The following is a 17,884-nucleotide window of genomic DNA, read 5'->3' on the forward strand; positions in this document are numbered from 1 at the left end:
ACGGTGAATGGTCCCCGCTTTCATTGCCCGATGCCGCTTGCGGCCGGCGAGCGCGTAGATTTGCCCGAACGGGTTGCGCATCATGCGGTCAAGGTGCTGCGTCTGCGTCGCGGCGATGCGGTCATGCTCTTCAACGGGGCCGGTGGCGAATATCCGGCCCGGATTGTTGGCATCGAGCAAACCAGGGTCAGCGTCGATGTGCAGGGCTGGATGGCGACGGAACGAGAATCACCGCTATCGATCACGCTGGTGCAGGCGCTGCAGGCTGGCGAAAAAATGGACTTGACGATACAGAAGGCCGTCGAACTCGGCGTCGGCCGAATCGTCCCGGTGATTTCACGGCGCAGTGTGCTACGTCTCGAAGGTGAGCGCGCGCTGCGCCGAGTAGCGCATTGGCGCGGGGTGGTCGCAGCAGCCTGTGAACAGTGCGGCCGCAACCGGTTGCCCGAAGTGGCCATGCCGGAGAGCCTCGAATACTGGCTGGCGCGCAAGCCCGAGCCAGGTTCCCTGCGCCTGATGCTGGTGCCGGAAGGTGGACAGTCATTTGCGAAACTTTCGGAGCCGCCATCGGGCAACTCCGTTGAACTGTTGATCGGCGCCGAGGGTGGCCTGGCACCTGAGGAAACGTACCTTGCAGCGTTGTCCGGCTTTCAGCCGGTGCGCTTCGGGCCGCGTATCCTGCGCACCGAAACCGCTGGCCTGGCTGCCTTGGCAGCAATCCAGTATTTGTGGGGTGACTTGAAGGAGGAGACGACTGATGTTTGAATCAGCAGAACTGGGACACAAGATCGACAAGGAAACATTCAAGGTAGAGGAGCCCAAGCTGCGCGCTGCGCTGCTCGAAACGCAGTTCCAGTTGCGCGAGAACGGCAGCTTCCCCGTGATCATTCTGATCAGCGGCGTAGATGGTTCGGGTAAAGGTGAAACCATCAATGTCCTCTACGAATGGATGGATCCACGTTACCTCTCGACGCATGCCTTTTATGCGCCGACAGCCGAAGAGCGCGCTCACCCCTCGATGTGGCGTTACTGGCGGGCGCTGCCACCGAAAGGGCGGATCGGGATTTTCGCCGGTTCATGGTATTCACATCCGATCGCCGAGCGGATTGGCAACAGCCTCTCACGATCCGATTTCGATCAGCGCATGGATCAGCTCAATCGCTTCGAGGCGATGTTGGTCAATGAGGGTGCGCTGGTGCTCAAGTTCTGGATACATCTTTCCAAGGATGCGCAGCGCGAGCGCCTGAAAGCGATCGAGGCAAACCCGCTGACCCGCTGGCGGGTCACCAAGACCAGTTGGGATCGCCTGAAGACCTACGACAAGATGCAGGAAGTTGCCGGCCACCTGTTGCGTACGACGAATACGCCCTGGGCACCGTGGATCATCGTCGAGGGAACCGACGACCGTTATCGCTCGCTGACCGTCGGCAAAACGATTCTCGACTCGCTACAGAAGCGGCTGGCCGACAAGCGCGACCAGAATTCTCCGGTAGCTCCACCCTTCTCGCCACGTATCGACCGTCTCGACGTGCTGAGTTCACTGGACATGACGCAAAGCCTGACGAAAAAGGTGTACGAAACCGAGCTTTCGACCTGGCAGGGGCGTCTGGCGGAACTGATGCGCCACCCAGAGTTCAAGAAGCGGGCCCTGATTCTCGCTTTTGAAGGTTCGGACGCGGCCGGCAAGGGCGGTGCCATCCGGCGGGTGATGTCGGCGATGGATGCGCGCCAGTATCAGATCATCCCGGTCGCCGCACCGACCGAAGAGGAGCGTGCACAACCCTATCTGTGGCGATTTTGGCGGCATATGCCGCGGCTCGGACGAGTGGCCATTTTCGACCGCACCTGGTATGGGCGCGTGCTCGTCGAGCGGGTCGAAGGATTCTGCAGCGAGGCGGACTGGTTGCGTGCCTATTCGGAGATCAATGATTTCGAGCACGACCTCTGGCATGCCGGCGGCATCGTCGTCAAATTCTGGCTGCAGATCAGCGACGAGGAGCAACTCAAGCGCTTCGAGGAACGCGCCAAGATCGAACACAAGCGCTTCAAGATTACCGAGGAAGACTGGCGCAACCGCGAGAAGGCCGCTGCCTATCATGAAGCGGTCTGCGACATGATCGACCGGACCAGTTCCGGCACCGCGCCGTGGACGATCGTCGAGTCCAACGACAAGTTGTTTGCCCGGATCAAGGTTCTGCGAACGATCTGCGAACGTCTGGAAAAGGAACTCAAAGTCGAGCCGATGAAAGAGCCGAGGGTTTTGATTGCAAGAGCGCCCAAGGCCGAGGTGGCGAAGGAGGCAGAAGCCAAGGATGTCAAGGAGGAACACGAATCGAAGGTCGAGCATGCCAAGCAGACGAAAACCCAGCGGGCGAATGCGTTGAGGGCCGAGAAAGCGAGAGCGGCGAAAGAGGCGAAAGAGGCGAAAGCCGTGGAGGCCGGAGAGAAGGCGAGACCCGTCGCTTGAGATGTCCAAGGACTTGAGCGCTGGCCAGTTCGTCGCCTGGTTTCGGTCGGTTGCGCCGTACGTCAATCTCTTTCGCGGCAAGACCTTTCTGATCGCTTTTGGCGGCAAGGCGATCGCCGGACAACTGGCGCGTACGCTGGCCTATGATGTGAATCTGCTGGCCGCGCTCGGCGTGCGCCTGGTGCTGGTGCATGGCGCGCGGCCGCAGATCGAAAAATTGATGCGCGAGAGAGGCCTGCAGTCGGTCTACCATGGCAATTATCGTGTTACCGACACCAAAGCAATCAATTGCGTGATTGACGCGGTGGGCAGCATCTACGTTGAAATCGAGGCTCTGCTTTCGCAGGGTCTCGCCGACACACCGATGGCCAACAGCACGATTCGGGTCGTTGGCGGCAATTTCATTACCGCCAAGCCGGTCGGGGTCGTCGATGGCGTCGATCTGCAGTACTCTGGGCAGGTACGCAAGATCGACGCCGAGGGTATCCGTGCGCAACTCAGCCTCGGCAACATCGTCCTCCTGTCATGCATCGGGTCAAGCCCGACCGGGGAGATCTTCAACCTGGCGATGGAGGAGGTGGCCGAGGCGGTCGCCACCTCGCTGCTGGCCGACAAGCTGATTTTTCTGAGCGATAGCCGAGGTGCCACCGACATCGATGGCGCCTTGCTCGATGAACTGACCGTCGAGGCCGCCGAGCGGCTGATCAAGCTCGGCGACTGGTTGTCGACCGACCTCAAGCGCTACCTTCCCTGCGCGGTGCGGGCCAGCCGGGCAGGCGTCGGGCGTGTGCACCTGCTCGGCTACGACGAAGACGGTACCCTGCTGCGCGAACTCTTCACGCACGACGGGGTGGGCACGGTGATCACCCAGGAGTCACTTGAACAGTTGCATGATGCCGGGCCAGACGACATCGGCGGTCTGGTGGCGCTGATCGAGCCGCTCGAAGCCGATGGCACGCTGGTGCGTCGCTCGCGCGAGTTGCTCGAAAGGGAGATCACGCGTTTCTCGGTGGTTGAACACGATGGAGTGATTGTTGGCTGTGCCGCGCTTTACCCCTACGGCGAAGGACAGGCCGAGCTGGCCTGCCTGGCCGTGCATCCTCACTATCGTCGCTGGGGTTATGGTGCCCTGCTGATGAAGCGGATCGAGGCGCAAGCACGCGTGGCTGGTGTCAATCGTCTGTTTGTTCTCACCACGGCGACCTCGCAGTGGTTCAAGGAACGTGGTTTCACCGTCCGCCAGATTGATGAGTTGCCAGCCGAGAAAAGGCTGGTCTACAACCTGCAACGGCGTTCCATGGTGTTGATGAAGGAGCTGTAAAGCGTGGCAAGGGCTGCCCTTGCACGCGCCACAGCGCCGAAAGTTCGTCTCGGCGAAATTCCACAAGGTTTATAAGGAGTGGTTTGAATGGCAAGAATGGTCAATTGTGTCAAGCTCGGTCGCGAGGCTGAAGGTCTTGACTTTCCTCCATCCCCCGGAGATCTGGGCAAGCGGATTTTTGAATCGGTATCCAAGGAAGCATGGCAGCAATGGGTGCGCATGCAGACCATGATCATCAACGAGAACCGACTCAACCTGGCCGATGCCGCACATCGCAAGTATCTGGCCGAGCAGATGGAGAGGCACTTCTTCGGTAGCGGTGCCGACAAGGTACAGGGCTACGTGCCGCCCGGTGCCTGAGTATTGACCGGTGCAGTCCGGTCTTCGGACAGCGACTGAACCGCTGGCTTCTGCTGTTCGGGTTACTATGAAAGTCGCGAGCGACTCTCGAATCTCCCCTCCCCCCTCGCGGGGGGAGGGGTTGGGGGAGAGGGGAAACGGTCATGACTTTCAACATCGGGGGTGTCTTGCAAGGTCATGACCGTTTGGCCGTTCAGTCGGCGGTCAGCGTCTTCACCCCGGCAGCCGTACCAAGCAGGCAGACATCCGCCGGACGGCAGGCGAAAAGGCCGTTGCTGACCACGCCGACGATCTGGTTGATGCGGGTCTCCAGCTCGACCGCGTCGACAATCGCGAGTCCGCCGAGGTCGACAATCAGGTTGCCGTTGTCAGTGACGAAACCTTCGCGCCAAAGCGGTTTGCCGCCGATCCGCGCAAGTTCGCGTCGGACGTGGCCCAGGGCCATCGGAATGACCTCGACAGGCAGCGGGAAAGTGCCGAGCTTCGGCACCAGTTTCGATGCATCGGCAATGCAGACAAATTTTTGTGCGACGGCGGCGACGATCTTCTCTCGCGTCAGCGCGCCACCACCACCCTTGATCATCTGCATCGATGTATTGATCTCGTCGGCACCGTCCACATAAACCGGCAGGTACTCCACGTCGTTGAGTTCGAAAACGACAATGCCGTAGCCCTCGAGTCGCTTCCTCGTCGCCACGGAACTCGCCACTGCCCCCCGGATTCGGTCTCTGATCGCGGCCAGCTCATCGATGAAGCAGTTGGCGGTCGAGCCCGTCCCGACGCCGACGATTTCTCCCTCGACCACATGCGCGATCGCCGCGCGGGCGACCGCTTTCTTGAGTTCATCCTGGATCATGGCGGGTTTCGGCTTCCGGGAATTGAATGACGACATTGTAACGATAGCAAATTTGCGCCAGTGGGTCGATGCAGCCAAAGCCGGAGATCTTCCCTGTGAGCGGCACACCTGCCGAAATATTGCTCGAGGACCGTTGCGGGAAGGTCATTTTTCCAAGGCAACATCGATGAAATTGGCAGACTCCCGGACATAAGAGGCTCTGAAGTGATTGAAGTCTCTGTAGGCGGGTTTGCCGTCCGCAGCAAAGGCCCGGCAATCGAGCTTTGGACAAAGATGGGCAACTGGATCAATCAATATCGCTCCGGCCTCCGTAGCGATTTTCGAGAGCCGTATTCGCAATTGTTCCTGATCACTGGCAAGCGGCACTCGTTCTGGCAATGGCTTGACCTTCAGGTCAGTCAGGCGGCTGCCTTCGAAGAAATTCCGTGGCTCGAATTGCCCGCCGCTGGCATTATCCAGAATGAAATACACTCGCTTGCGAGTCGATATCGACTTGATCAAATTTTCCAGCTTGCCGATTTCCTTGTCGATGTCAATATCTTCGGAGTAATTTGCTCCGGATTTGAGCAGGTAGAGATTCCAGGCCGCGCCGATAACCACCGAACTGATTTCCGGATTCAGGACAAGTTTTCCCACTCGCTCCCTGAAATCCTGGCACCTTTCGACATGATAGCTATTGACCTGGGCACTGCCAGGAACCGGCGCACACCCTGGACTAGTCAGGAATACAACCGAGCTGTACTTTCTCGAATCGCCATCCAGCAAGCGGACGACTCGCGGTGAATACTGCTCGATATGCGAGTCACCAACGAACAATACCTTCTTTTCACCCGCTTCCCTGGCTTTTACTGGCACCCCGGCAAGGCTTGTCTTGTTGAGACCTGCAGGATATTCCCAGTCGTCCAGAGCTTCCAGAATCAGTTCGATGGCCCGGTTATCGTGCCGCGGACGCAGCAGTTCAGAGTAGGTGGCGAATCCAGCCAACATCAGGATCACCATGATCGCGACCAACACAATCGTAGTCACTCTTCCCCCAGCTCTGGCCTGCTTTTCTATGAAGCGATACGTCAGATAGGAAAGCACGAAACTGAGGACAACGAGCAGCATTCTCGTTCCACTGGGTGGCATTCGTCCTTTGACTATCCAGGCCAGCGAGAGGAGCAGCCAATGCCACAAATACAATGGATAACTGATCAGCCCGATCCATACCATGCCGCGACTGCTCAGGAATTTTCGATTCAACCAGGCATTTGGCCCGGCTGCGATCACGAGAAAGGTTCCCATCGTGGGAAGTAAAGCCCACCAACCTGGGAATGTGGCTTTCTTGTTCAGAAGCGCCACACCAAGAACGATCAATACCAGCCCGACGGCTGACGGCCAATTGGACCTTGCTACCAGATATTTCGACCGATGCAGCCCCAGATAAGCAAGGATTCCGCCGGCCATCAATTCCCAAAACCGTGACCATGGCGAGTAGAACGCTGCGACGGGGTCAACCCGGACAATCAGGATGTTGGCTGCGAACGATCCAACGGCAACCAGGATGGTGATTCCCAGGAAATTATGTCTTTGTCTCCAGACCACAGCGAGCAGAAGTGGCCAAACAATATAGAACTGCTCTTCAATGCCCAGGGACCACAAATGTAGAAATGGCTTGGTATAGGCGTCACCGTCAAAGTAGCCCGCCTCATGCCAAAGAACAAAATTGGAGACGAATCCCGCACCAGAAACAATGTGCAGACCCAGTTGCTTGTATTCGTCCACCAATAGAACCACCCAGCCGAGAATCCAGCCTGTGGCTAATACAAGAGCCAGGGCAGGAAATATCCTGCGAATTCTTCGCGAATAGAATTCGGCGAAACTGAAAGTGTCTCTTTCCAGGTTGCCGAAGATGATCGTGCTGATCAGATAACCGGAAACAACGAAGAAGATATCAACGCCAGCGAAACCGCCGGGAAGGGTTCTCGGGAAGGCATGAAATGCAACCACCAGAAGCACCCCCAAGGCACGTAACCCGTCAATGTCGGGACGATATGCGGGATGTGCCAGCTGTTGAGCGGGAGTTGTTGCCGCTATTGCGTGGAATGGTGTGGTCAGCGTAGTGGTATTTGCCAAAGGGTGGACGGCAGATGCCGCCCGCTGCGAGGCGGCACGGATAGCTGGGGCAATGCAGGAATTCCGGACCAGAGCTTGGCACGCCCGAGACGATTCGAACGTCCGACCCCTGCCTTCGGAGGGCAGTACTCTATCCAACTGAGCTACGGGCGCGTGCAGAGGTGAAAGCTTAACCGCTTTGCTCGGGCTAGTCCACCCTGGCACTGTTGGTCCGTGTCAAACAGCGGTACAATTCGCCATCCAACCCTCAGACCATTAAGGATTTGGCATGGCCCAACAACAACACTCTTCCAGGTCGATTCTGATCATCACCATCATCGTCGCCGTCGTTCTGATCATCGTCATCTGGCCGCTTTCCATGATCGGCAAAGGCAGCGTCACGACCGCTGCTGGCGATGAGCCGGAAGTCCGTATTCAGCCGGTGGCAAAGCTGGAACTGGCGAAAGCCGCTGCGGTCAAGAGCGACGGCAAGCCGCGCGATGGAGCCACCGTCTATAATTCGGTATGCATGGCCTGCCATGCCAGTGGCGCAGCCGGCGCTCCGAAAGCAGGCGACAAGGCGGCCTGGGCGCCACGGCTTGCAGCCGGCACGGCGGCGCTGGTCAAGAACGCCATCAACGGCAAGAATGCAATGCCGGCCAAGGGCGGTAATCCCGACCTGAGCGAAGCCGAGGTCAAGGCTGCGGTCGAGCACCTGATCGGTCTCGCCAAGTAGAGTCAGGCTGTCCGGCGGCACGCAGGCAGCCTGTACGCCCTTGCCCCGGACTATTTGCCTTTGTTCAGCATCGCCTTGAGCGCGGAAAAGCGCTCGGCGTTGCCTGCCCTGTCCGGCGTGGTTTCGCTCTTGCCACCAGAAAAGCGCAGATCCTCGCTACCCATCTCGGCGATGAAGCGCGACGCTTGACAGGCAATCACTTCCCGACCCTGCTGGCGCTTCTCGGCATAGCTCAGGTGCAGCGATCGCTGGGCGCGCGTGATTCCCACGTACATCAGGCGACGCTCTTCCTCGACGCGGTTTTCGGCCTCGGCTTCGCGGTGCGGCAGAACGCCTTCCTCGATACCGATCAGGAAGACATGCTTGAACTCCAGACCCTTGGCCGCATGCAAGGTAGACAGCTGCACGGCGTCGACGCCGGCATCCTTTTTGTCGAGCATGTTGATCAGCGCGATGGTCTGGGTGAGGTCCAGTAGCGTTTTCTGCTCCTCATCGCCCTTCCTGCCCAGCCACTGGCAGAACTCCTGAACGTTCCCCCATTTGATCTGCGCAGCGCGCGCTTCATCCTGATCGTACAGCCAGGCCTCATAAGCGATCGCGGTGAGCAGACCGGTGATCACCTGCCCTGCCGGTTCTCGCTCGGCGCGTGCCTGCAGGCGATGGATGAATTCGCAGAACTCGAGCAGGGGCGCCAGCTGGCGTGCCTGAACGCGTTGCACAAAGCCTTGTTCAACAGCGGCAGCGAAGAGTGAAATCCGGCGTTCGCCGGCATAGCTGCCGAGCGCCTGCAGGGTGCTGCTGCCGACGCCACGCCGGGGCGTGTTGACGGCGCGGAGGAAGGCCGGGTCGTCGTCATGGTTGGCCAGCAGGCGCAGGTAGGAAGTGATGTCCTTGATCTCGGCCTTTTCGAAGAAGGATTGGCCGCCAGACAATAGATAGGGGACGCGCTGATTACGCAGGAATTTCTCGACGGCACGTGCCTGGAAGTTGCCGCGGTAGAGGATCGCATAGTCACGGAATGCGCCCTGATGCTGAAAGCGGTGCGCCTGCAGTTTCATGACCACCGACTCGGCTTCCCTTTCCGTGTCCTGGCAGGCGTTGACGGTGATCGGATCGCCGTGCCCAAGCTCGGACCACAGCTTCTTGTCGAACAGCTTCTCGTTGTGCGAGATCAGGGCGTTTGCTGCCTTGAGGATACGTACCGTCGAGCGGTAGTTCTGTTCGAGCTTGATCAGCCTGAGGTTCGGGTAGTCGCGCGGCAGACCGCGCAGATTGGCAACGTCGGCACCACGCCAGCCATAGATCGCCTGATCGTCGTCGCCGACCGCCGTAAAAGCGGCGCGTGCTCCGGCCAGTAGCCTCAGCAATTGATACTGGCTGGCATTGGTATCCTGGTATTCATCGATCAGCAAATAACGCAGGCGGTTTTGCCACTTGTCGCGTACTGCCGAATGGTTCTCGAAGAGCGCGACGGGCAGAGCGATCAGGTCATCGAAATCGACGGCCTGGTATGCCTGGAGGGTTGCCGAATAGCTTGCGAAAGCTTTCGCGGCAAGAGATTCGCTCTCGTTCCGGGCATTCTTGCGCGCCTGGTCAGGCGAGACCAGCGCGCTTTTCCAGTTCGAAATGAGCGACTGCAGCTTGCGGATGGTGGCCTTGTCGACACTGCCGGCAAGCTCTGAAACGATACCGAAGCAGTCGGTCGAATCGAGAATCGAGAAGCTCGGCTTGTAACCAAGAGCAGCAGCCTCTTCGCGCAGGATGCGCACCCCGAGCGCATGGAAGGTCGAAATCGTCAGCCCCCGCGAAGGCTTGTCGGCGAGCAGCTTGCTGACCCGCTCCTGCATTTCCCGTGCCGCCTTGTTGGTAAAAGTGATCGCGGCGATGTTGCCGGGACTGAAGCCGCAGGACTCGATCAGGTAGACGATCTTTTCGGTGATCACACGCGTTTTTTCCCGATCCGGCGCCGGCCAGGACCAGCAGCGGACCGTCGAGGTAGCGGATGGCTTCGCGTTGCGGAGGGTTGAGGACGGAGATGGGGGAGATCGCGGACATCGCGGAAAAGAACTGAAGCGGGGCGCGATTCTAACATGCGCCGATTTCTGAAAACCTTCGTCGTTGGCACGGGTTTGCCATCGCGGGGGGGATGCCTGTAAAATCCGGGCGGCCTCCAGAACACCCGGCTAGCACCGTGGATCATCAGGAAGGCCTGTTATATGGGCGATCGGGGCCTTTCCCGACCGCATTCGCAAACGAGTATCAAGGGGGTAGTGCATGGCTGAGCAGAAGCTGGGTAATCCGGCCGTTGTAGGTCTGGCAGGATTTGGCCTGACGACAATGGTGTTGCAGTTTCACAACGTGGGATGGATGGGATTGGGTCCGGTCGTCTGGCTGGGGCTGATTTTTGGGGGCCTGGCGCAGATGATCGCCGGGCTGCAGGAGATGAAGACCGGCAACAATTTCGGCTATTGCGCCTTCACGGGTTATGGCTGTTTCTGGATCGCTCTGGTGCTGCTCCTGATCGGTAACCACTACAATATCTATACTTCCAGCAAGACTGACGTCGGCTGGTTCCTGGTGGCCTGGACACTCTTCACGGCGATCCTGTGGATTGGTTCCATGCGCGTCAGCAGCGCGCTGGCACTGACCTTCACCCTGTTGCTGATCGGTTTCATTCTGCTCGACCTGGCACACTTCGGCTATCCCGATCTGACCGTCGTCGCCGGCTATGAACTGATGGTGACCGCAGCGATGGCGTGGTACATCATGGCGCACATCATCTATGCCGATTTGTTTGGCCGGGACGTCCTTCCGGTTGGCAAGCCCTGGATTTAAGGCTGATGGAGTCCTCCGATGGACGCCATCGAGTGACCATCGTGCTGACGTTCCATACCTCTGAACAGAAGAAGGAGAAGCGTGAAATGAAGTTCGCAACAACGATTGGATTGATGGGAATGCTGCTGGCCTGCGGCGTTGCCCGCGCCGCGGCACCGACCGAAGCCGATGTGGCCAGTGCCGAAGAGACGGTCAACAAAGTGCGCGCAGCCGCCAGGCTCCTGCACGAAAAGGGCTCGTCGGCCTATGCCGATTTCAATCAGAAGGATGGCAAATGGGTGTGGAAGGATAGTTATGTGTTCGTCTTCGACTGCCGCAAGGACCGGATGATCGCGCATCCAATGCGCCCTGACCTGGTCGGCAAGCCGATCCTGCAGATTACCGACAACGCCGGCAAGTACATCTTCAAGGAACTCTGCAAGGCCGGCAGCGAACCGCGCGGTGGCTGGGTAGAGTACAGTTGGCCGAAACCCGGTGCCGGACGACTGTCTCGTAAAATATCTTACGCCACGACCGCCGATATCTCGTTCGCCACCGGAATCCAGGTCAGCGCCGGTATTTACGATGAGGGGATCACCCTCCCTGAACTCGCCAAGGTTCTCGAAAAAATGTCCGATCCTGCCAAGTATCCGGCCCTGTAGTCGTTGCAGCAGCAGAGACCCCGGCGAGCCGGGGTCTCTGCTTCACCCCTCGACATCCACTCTTTCAAGACTGCGGCCCAGGTGTTCATTCGAACATCCGGGCCGCAGGGGGTACGACTACTCAAGCAGAGGTGTTGATGCGGGTCCCGACGGTTTGGCCGTTGAGATTGACCGTTGGAGCCGGTGCTTTGACGGCAGTGCCGCCATCGTCCGCATCCCCATCATTCCTGACATCACGCCCTGCCCGTTGCGTCTCGGCAGCTTCCGCCTGAGGCTTGACTGCCGGGCTATACGACGAAGCGCTACTACTCGAACCGATTGAACTGACAGACATAGGCTATCTCCGGTGAGGCAAAGCTGGTGCGAAGTGCACCACTGATCATAACGGCAAACTTGCAGGATGCTTGAGTTTTTTCAGTACCACCTGAGTCCTGGAAGCCGATTACACTGTCGCCGCAACCCCAGGCACAGCGGCTGCAACATGGATCAAGAAGGCAGATCTCGCCATTAGCTCAAGAAAAGGAACCCTGTATGGATAGTCTCCCCTGGCTAACGGCGGTGATCGGCCTGCTGGTCGGCGTGCTAATGGTCTGGCTGGGCACCCGCAGCCGCACGTCCGGCGCCAGCGATCAAGGTCAGGGAGGGCTTGCTGTCGAACTCGCCACCTCGAGAGAAAGACTTCGTGCGCTCGACGCCGATCGCCTGCAACTGATCAGTGCGCAGGAAGAGTTGAAGGCACAGGCCGTCGAGTTGCGGGATGCACTCGATGACGCATGCAACGAGCGTGCCCAGCTCAGCGAGCGTGCCTTGCGTGTGCGGGTGCTTGAGGAAAAGCTCGCGGAAGTCGAACGGGTGCTGGCGGAAACGCACCGGCAGGCCGCCGACCTGCGCGAGGACTTCGGCCGCGTCAATGCAGAGATCAAGGCCGAACGGGCGACCGTTGCCTCGCTACGCAGCGAGTTGCAAAGCGAAAAGACACAACGTGCAGCGGCTGAGCTGCGCGCCAGTCGTCTTGCGAGCGAACTTGCCGAACTTACTACCCGCCTCGACACCGAGCGCAGTCAGGGCGAAGAAAAACTCAACCTGCTCCTGCAGGCCAGGGAAGCCCTTGCCAACCAGTTCAAGAGCCTGGCCAACGACATCCTCGAAGAAAAGGCCAAGCGCTTCACCGAGCAGAACCAGCTCAACATCGGCCAGTTGCTGGAGCCGCTGAAAACAAAATTGCAGGAGTTCCAGGGCAAGGTCGAAGAGGTCTACGTGCAGGAAGGCAAGGACCGTACCGCCCTCGCCGAGCAGGTGCGGCAACTCATGGAACTCAATCACTCGCTGAGTCAGGATGCCAGAAACCTGACGCGGGCGCTCAAGGGTTCAGGAAAGGTGCAGGGCAACTGGGGCGAACTGGTGCTCGAGCGTGTCCTCGAAGCCTCCGGCTTGCGCAAGGGCGAGGAATACGACGTACAGGAGAGCCATCAGCGCGACGACGGCACGCGCGCGCAGCCTGACGTCGTCGTGCATCTGCCCGAGGATCGCCACCTCGTGGTCGATGCCAAGGCATCGCTGACCGCCTACGAAGACTACGCCACAGCCGAAGACGAGAGCGAGCGCCAGGCCGCCATCAAGCGTCACCTCGATTCCGTCCGCGCGCATATCAAAGGCCTCTCGGACAGGAACTACCAAGTGCTCTACGGCCTGAAATCGCTCGACTTCGTATTGATGTTCGTCCCCATCGAGCCCGCTTTCATGCTCGCCATCACTCATGATCGCGAGTTGTTCATGGATGCCTGGCAGAAAAACGTGCTGCTGGTCAGTCCTTCGACGCTGTTGTTCGTCGTTCGCACGGTTGCGCACCTCTGGCGGCAGGAAGCGCAAAGCCGCAACGCACAGGAAATCGCCAAGCGCGGTGCGGAGCTTTATGACAAACTGGTCGGTTTTGTCGAAGACCTGGAATCTCTCGGAAATCGCCTCAAGCAGGCGCAAAGGGATTATGACGCAGCGCACGGCAAACTCACCGGCGGACGCGGCAACCTCATCCGTCAGGCCGAAATGCTCAAGCAGTTGGGCGTCAAGCCGAGCAAGACGCTGCCGGCGGGATTGGTCGAAATCGCCGGGGAAGTCCCCGGCGAAGCAGCGGCGGTAGTGGCGATTGCGAGCTAGCAGCGAGATCAGACAAACTCGATACCCGATTGGTACAAACCCACGAGATTGATTTTGGTCGCGTTTAGCGAGGTTTCGGCAGCCAGCACACCCAGGCTGGACGGTGTATAGGCACCGCTGTCGAGCAGGCCGGTAAGGGATGCCAAGGCATCGGCAGGAGGTGCGCTGCCGACCACATTGGTATAGAGCAACTGCACCACCGCCTGGTGGCTGGCGCCTGCGCCGAGCCGGACGTCCAGCGCCAGCTGCATCAGGTCTTGGTAGGACATGCCACGATCGAGCAGGCCGAGCCCGATGCCGACATAGGCCTGGTTATTGACCGCGGCTGCGCCGAATACCGCCCCCAGGATCTTGGCAGTGGTGCCGGCATGTCCAGCGATATCGAGAGCCACGTTGTGGTCGGCAAAATGCAGACGTTCGACGTTGTACAGGAGGTCACTGCCATCGCTGCCGGAAGTGTCGCGTACCGCCCAGCCACCGTTCACCACGCCCAGGTCATAGCGCTTGGCAGAGCCGCTGTAGAAGGCAGTGTCGATGCCGTCGCGGCCATCGAACGAATCGTTGCCTGAACCACTGGCAAACTTGTCGTCGCCGGAGGTGCCGCTGCTCACGATCCGCGGGAAGGCGTTGATACTGTAGGCGCCCGTGCCGGAATCAAAATCGGACACGGCGAGGTAGACCATGCCGCTGCTCTGCGCGGTAAAGGTGATTTCGGAATTGAGGGAGCCCAGGCTGTCGTCGTCGTAGGCTATTGCCGTGCCATTCGCGTCAAGCAGCACGAGGTAGGGATCGGCCAGACCGGTGCTCTTCAGGTCTACCGAATACTGCACGCCAGCAACCGTGGACAGACCAAATAGGTCGATGTCGCTGGGTACGCCGATGCTGCCGCTGACCCCTGCGCCACCGCTCACCAGGCGGCCGGCGCTTGCCGTCGAGCCCAGGTAATCGTCGGCCGGCACGGTGGCGGAAATGCTGTAGGTGCCGGTGGCCTCGGCATAGTCATAGGCCGCCAGATAGTAGGTGCCCGGGACGGATGGGGTGTAGTAGATTCGTGAATCCAGCGGCAGCGGACCACCGTCGTCATCGTAGGTGATCAGTGTCGCGTCGGGCAGTAGGCCGTAGAGCAGCAGATACGGATCAACCGCACTGGTGAGCGGGCTGACCATGTCGAAGCGGTAGGTGACCCCGGCGCTCAGATTCACCTTGAACAGATCGCCGTCGCTGCTGTTGTCGATGTAGGCATTCAGTGCCGAACCGTCGATCGTGACTACCCCCGTGGTATTCACGCTCAATGGATAATCGTCGGTCGATGGCGCAGCTGCGGTAGAGAAGTTCCATGAACTTGTGTCGCGAAGGCCGGCGTAGGGGTTGCCCGAGGCATCGTGGAAGGCGTTGACATCGACATTGACGTAGAAGCTGCTGCCTGCTGGCAGGTTCTCGCCCGGGTTGATGGTGACGCGATTGCCCGAAATACGGACTGCCGCACTGTCGTCGGCATGGATCTCGCGTACCAAGGTGCCGTTGCTGTTGTAGATCCGGATGCTGCCGCTATCGGCCAGCACTGTTTCGCTGAAGTCGAGCACGAGATCGGCACTGATGCTGACAGCCTGCGTATCGTCCGCCGGCGTCCGGTTGACCAGGGTGGGCGCCACCGAATCAGCGGTCGTGGCCCGCAGGGTGTAGCCGCCGGTACCGATCTCGTAGTCGAGAACTGCCAGATAGTACGAGCCGGTCGTCAACGCGGTGTAGCTGATGCGCGCGTTGCCGGAGCCGCCGCTGTCGTCGTCGAAGGCCACCTGCGTGATGGCCGGGCTGAACAGCGCGAGGAATGGATCGGCCAGTCCCCCAGCTCTGCGCTGCAGCTCGAAAGTGTAATTGACGCCAGCCAGCAACTCCACCCGGAACAGGTCCTGGTCGTCAGGCACTTCGATCACCCCCGATGCACTTGCGCCATTGACGACGACCAGACCTGGCGTGTCGGTGCTGTAGGGATAGTCGTCGGTCACCGTGGTGGTGCCGGTGCTGAAGTTCCAGGCGGTGGCCGCCAGCATGCCAGGGTGGTTGTTCCCGGCCAGGTCGCGGAAGGCGCCTGCCTCGATGGTGACGGTGTAGTTGGCGCCGACGGCCAGGTCGGCCGTTGGATTGATCGTCACCGTGCTGTTGTCGATCGTGACCTGGCTGGTGTCGGTTACTGCGATCGTTCGCAGTTGGCCTTGTGCATCGCGGATGTGGAGGTTGCCGCTGCCGGTGCGCACGGTTTCATTGAACACGATCACCAGGTTGGCGCCGCGAGACACGTTGCCGCTGTCGTCAGCCGGTGTGAGCGATACGATCTGCGGGGCGGAGGTATCGGTACTGCCGGTGCTGAAGTTCCAGCGGGTCGATCCGCTGATGCCGGCAAAAGCGTTGTCCGCGAGGTCGGTGAACGCGCCGGCCGACAGGGTGATGTAGTAAGCGTGACTGGCCAGCAGATCGCTGCCAGGATCGACGGTGACACTGCTGCCGTTGATGCGCACTTGCGCAGTATCCCCGGCGTTGATGCTGCGCGCCAGGCTGCCGTCGCTGTTGTAGATACTGATCGTGCCGTTGCCGGCCTTGATGGCCTCGTTGAAGCTGAGCACCAGATTCGTACCGACGGCGACATTGTTGCCGTTGTCCGACGGATTCAGGCCCACGAGTTGTGGCGCGGTGGTGTCGCTGTCGGGTGACAACTGGTCGAGCGTACGCGTGCTATCGGCGAACTGGAAACGTTCTACTTCGCTGATCCGGTCGCTGCCACTGGCCGTGCCGCTGATGGTCAGCACGCCGCCGCCGCTGCTGATGGTGTAGCTGGCGAAGCTGCCCTCGAACACCGCGGTGTCGGTACCGTCGCCGCCATAGAGCTGGTCGTTGCCGGTGCCGCCAACCAGCGTGTCGTCTTCGGTACCGCCATACAGTTCGTCATTGCCGGCATCGCCTCGCAACAGGTTGGCTACGTCATTGCCGGTGATCACATCGTTGCCGCCACCCCCCTCGGCGTTCTCGATCGTCGTGTTGTACGCGATCGCAATGTTGTTGCTCATGTCGTTGCTTGACGAGAAGGCGCCCGCGTGCAGGTCGATGCGGCTGGGCGTGGACCAGCCGCTCAGGTTCAGCGTGTCCAGGCCACCCGAGTCGTAGATGCTCAGGATCGGGTGCGCATTGCGCGCGAAATCATAGATCGCACTGGTGCTGTCGATGATGGTGCTGCCGAAGCCGTAGATGGTATTGTCCAGGCGCGTGCTGCTGGAGACACCATAGATCGTCTGGATCGCCATGATGTCGTTGAGCATCGGCGTCTGTGCCGAGTAGGTCTGTCCATCGCTGCCCGTCCAGTCAGCCTGCATCACCTCGGACGAGTAGTAGGGCGCCGCGTAGCGCGGGCCGAAGTAGGACATCACCGACAGTACCACGCTGTCCTGGTACGACGAGGGCGCCCAGTTGCCATCGCCGTTGTAGTCACCCATGTGGTTCAGACCCAGGGCATGCCCGAGTTCGTGGATGAAGGTATCGAAGCCATAGCCGCCGATCACCGGCGTGATCAGGTCCGCTTCGGTGCTGTTGAACCAGGCGCTGCCGGTTGTTGGGTAGTAGGCGTGGGCGAAGCCGATGTTGGCGGTGGTGTAGCCAAACTCGATGTGGGTGGCGCCCGGCGTACCCTGCACGAAATTCGGGGTGATCAGATCATCCCAGGTAAGCAGCGCCAGGGTCATCATCGACTGCTGGCTACCGTTGAATGAGCGGAAAGCGGCCGCCTCCCCCTGCGAGTACATGCCCGTGGCGGTAGCCGGGAATGCGTAGCTGATGCTGCTGCCAGCCCACTTCTGGCCCGAGTTGAGCTGGTTCAGTACCTCGGTCAGGGTCCAGTTCGCAGTGGCCATGATGAGCCCCTTTGCTGAGTTATGGAAAACCAACAAGCAGCGCCTTCTCCGCCTGCTCTTCTGGTGAGGCGCGACATCCAGTCCGGGTCGCGCTATTCCATTTTACTGACCCGTTGGGGAGTTGTCATGATGACAATCATTACGGGGTGCGAACGAAAGTGTTGGGCGAGTCCCGCTCTGATAATTGTCAGCGACGTGAGCAAACGTAAGGAAATTAGCGGAGAGTTGCGATAGAGTAGGGAACCCATCCACGGAGAGAAGCCATGCCTAAGATTTCCCACATCGAACCTTGCGATTCCAGAGACTTGGTGGCCCGTTTGGAGGCTAATCCAAAGATACTGGCGAAAGTGCTAGAGATGCTGGAGTTGGTGGAGAACGCCGAAGGGGATCTGCGTCGGGCCGATGAAGCCGAGCGCCGCGTGATAGAAATTCTCCGCGGGACGGGCCAGGAGATTCTGACGGGATGGGCCGAGCAGGTTGCTGAGGCGGTGACAGCCGAGGTGCGGGCCGCTGAGCCGGTC

12 protein-coding genes, 1 tRNA gene and 2 pseudogenes are annotated in these 17,884 nt (G+C 59.8%); 9 read left to right on the forward strand and 6 right to left on the reverse strand.

All coding sequences use genetic code 11. From position 1 onward, the window contains the following. Nucleotides 1-3: 3 nt before the first annotated feature. The 4 genes from E4Q08_RS20725 to E4Q08_RS20740 all read left to right on the forward strand — a co-directional run bounded on the left by E4Q08_RS20725 (nt 4) and on the right by E4Q08_RS20740 (nt 4,148). Nucleotides 4-765, forward strand: a complete 762-nt coding sequence (locus E4Q08_RS20725) for a 16S rRNA (uracil(1498)-N(3))-methyltransferase (RefSeq protein ID WP_034909941.1) — start codon at nt 4-6, stop codon at nt 763-765. Continuing rightward, on the forward strand, nt 758-2,467 hold the full coding sequence (pap, locus tag E4Q08_RS20730; protein WP_169071771.1) for a polyphosphate:AMP phosphotransferase: 1,710 nt from the start codon (nt 758-760) through the stop codon (nt 2,465-2,467). Before E4Q08_RS20725 ends, pap begins: the two co-directional genes overlap by 8 nt. Nucleotide 2,468: 1 nt before the next feature. Next, nucleotides 2,469-3,788: an amino-acid N-acetyltransferase gene (gene argA / locus E4Q08_RS20735; RefSeq protein WP_169071772.1), complete on the forward strand. Its 1,320-nt coding sequence runs from the start codon at nt 2,469-2,471 to the stop codon at nt 3,786-3,788. A gap of 87 nt (nt 3,789-3,875) precedes the next feature. Then, complete coding sequence (locus E4Q08_RS20740; RefSeq protein WP_169071773.1) at nt 3,876-4,148, forward strand: oxidative damage protection protein; 273 nt, start codon at nt 3,876-3,878, stop codon at nt 4,146-4,148. Between the two features lie 193 nt (nt 4,149-4,341). Here E4Q08_RS20740 and rpiA read toward each other — a convergent pair whose 3' ends face one another. The 3 genes from rpiA to E4Q08_RS20755 form a co-directional block, all read right to left on the reverse strand. Further along, nucleotides 4,342-5,004, reverse strand: a complete 663-nt coding sequence (gene rpiA, locus E4Q08_RS20745; RefSeq protein WP_169071774.1) for a ribose-5-phosphate isomerase RpiA — start codon at nt 5,002-5,004, stop codon at nt 4,342-4,344. Nucleotides 5,005-5,148: 144 nt separating this feature from the next. Beyond that, nucleotides 5,149-7,119, reverse strand: coding sequence for an acyltransferase family protein (locus E4Q08_RS20750; RefSeq protein ID WP_169071775.1), 1,971 nt, complete (start codon nt 7,117-7,119; stop codon nt 5,149-5,151). 76 nt (nt 7,120-7,195) lie between these two features. Then, nucleotides 7,196-7,272 (reverse strand) — tRNA-Arg (locus E4Q08_RS20755). 115 nt (nt 7,273-7,387) lie between these two features. On the opposite strand from E4Q08_RS20755, the gene E4Q08_RS20760 reads away from it, so the two are divergent. After that, nucleotides 7,388-7,834 (forward strand): c-type cytochrome, encoded by a 447-nt coding sequence (locus E4Q08_RS20760; RefSeq protein WP_169071776.1) that lies wholly within the window; start codon nt 7,388-7,390, stop codon nt 7,832-7,834. A gap of 50 nt (nt 7,835-7,884) precedes the next feature. Here the strand turns inward: E4Q08_RS20760 and E4Q08_RS20765 are convergent. Further along, a pseudogene (locus tag E4Q08_RS20765) lies at nt 7,885-9,889 on the reverse strand (UvrD-helicase domain-containing protein). 219 nt (nt 9,890-10,108) lie between these two features. Here E4Q08_RS20765 and E4Q08_RS20770 point away from each other — a divergent pair. Together E4Q08_RS20770 and E4Q08_RS20775 are read left to right on the forward strand one after the other, a co-directional pair. Then, on the forward strand, nt 10,109-10,669 hold the full coding sequence (locus tag E4Q08_RS20770) for an acetate uptake transporter (RefSeq protein WP_034917732.1): 561 nt from the start codon (nt 10,109-10,111) through the stop codon (nt 10,667-10,669). A gap of 86 nt (nt 10,670-10,755) precedes the next feature. Next, nucleotides 10,756-11,310: a cache domain-containing protein gene (locus tag E4Q08_RS20775; RefSeq protein ID WP_169071777.1), complete on the forward strand. Its 555-nt coding sequence runs from the start codon at nt 10,756-10,758 to the stop codon at nt 11,308-11,310. A gap of 121 nt (nt 11,311-11,431) precedes the next feature. Here the strand turns inward: E4Q08_RS20775 and E4Q08_RS20780 are convergent, their stop codons facing one another. Beyond that, complete coding sequence (locus tag E4Q08_RS20780; RefSeq protein ID WP_211203517.1) at nt 11,432-11,644, reverse strand: hypothetical protein; 213 nt, start codon at nt 11,642-11,644, stop codon at nt 11,432-11,434. A gap of 197 nt (nt 11,645-11,841) precedes the next feature. On the opposite strand from E4Q08_RS20780, the gene E4Q08_RS20785 reads away from it, so the two are divergent. After that, complete coding sequence (locus E4Q08_RS20785) at nt 11,842-13,464, forward strand: DNA recombination protein RmuC (protein ID WP_169071778.1); 1,623 nt, start codon at nt 11,842-11,844, stop codon at nt 13,462-13,464. An 8-nt stretch (nt 13,465-13,472) separates the two neighbouring features. On the opposite strand, the gene E4Q08_RS20790 is transcribed toward E4Q08_RS20785, so the two are convergent. After that, entirely contained in the window at nt 13,473-17,363 is a 3,891-nt protein-coding gene (locus tag E4Q08_RS20790) for an Ig-like domain-containing protein (RefSeq protein WP_169071779.1), read from the reverse strand. A gap of 263 nt (nt 17,364-17,626) precedes the next feature. On the opposite strand from E4Q08_RS20790, the pseudogene E4Q08_RS20795 reads away from it, so the two are divergent. Then, nucleotides 17,627-17,884 (forward strand): annotated as a pseudogene (locus E4Q08_RS20795) (hypothetical protein); the annotation flags it as partial.

The organism is Candidatus Accumulibacter contiguus (assembly GCF_012940005.1).
Lineage (GTDB): Bacteria > Pseudomonadota > Gammaproteobacteria > Burkholderiales > Rhodocyclaceae > Accumulibacter > Accumulibacter contiguus.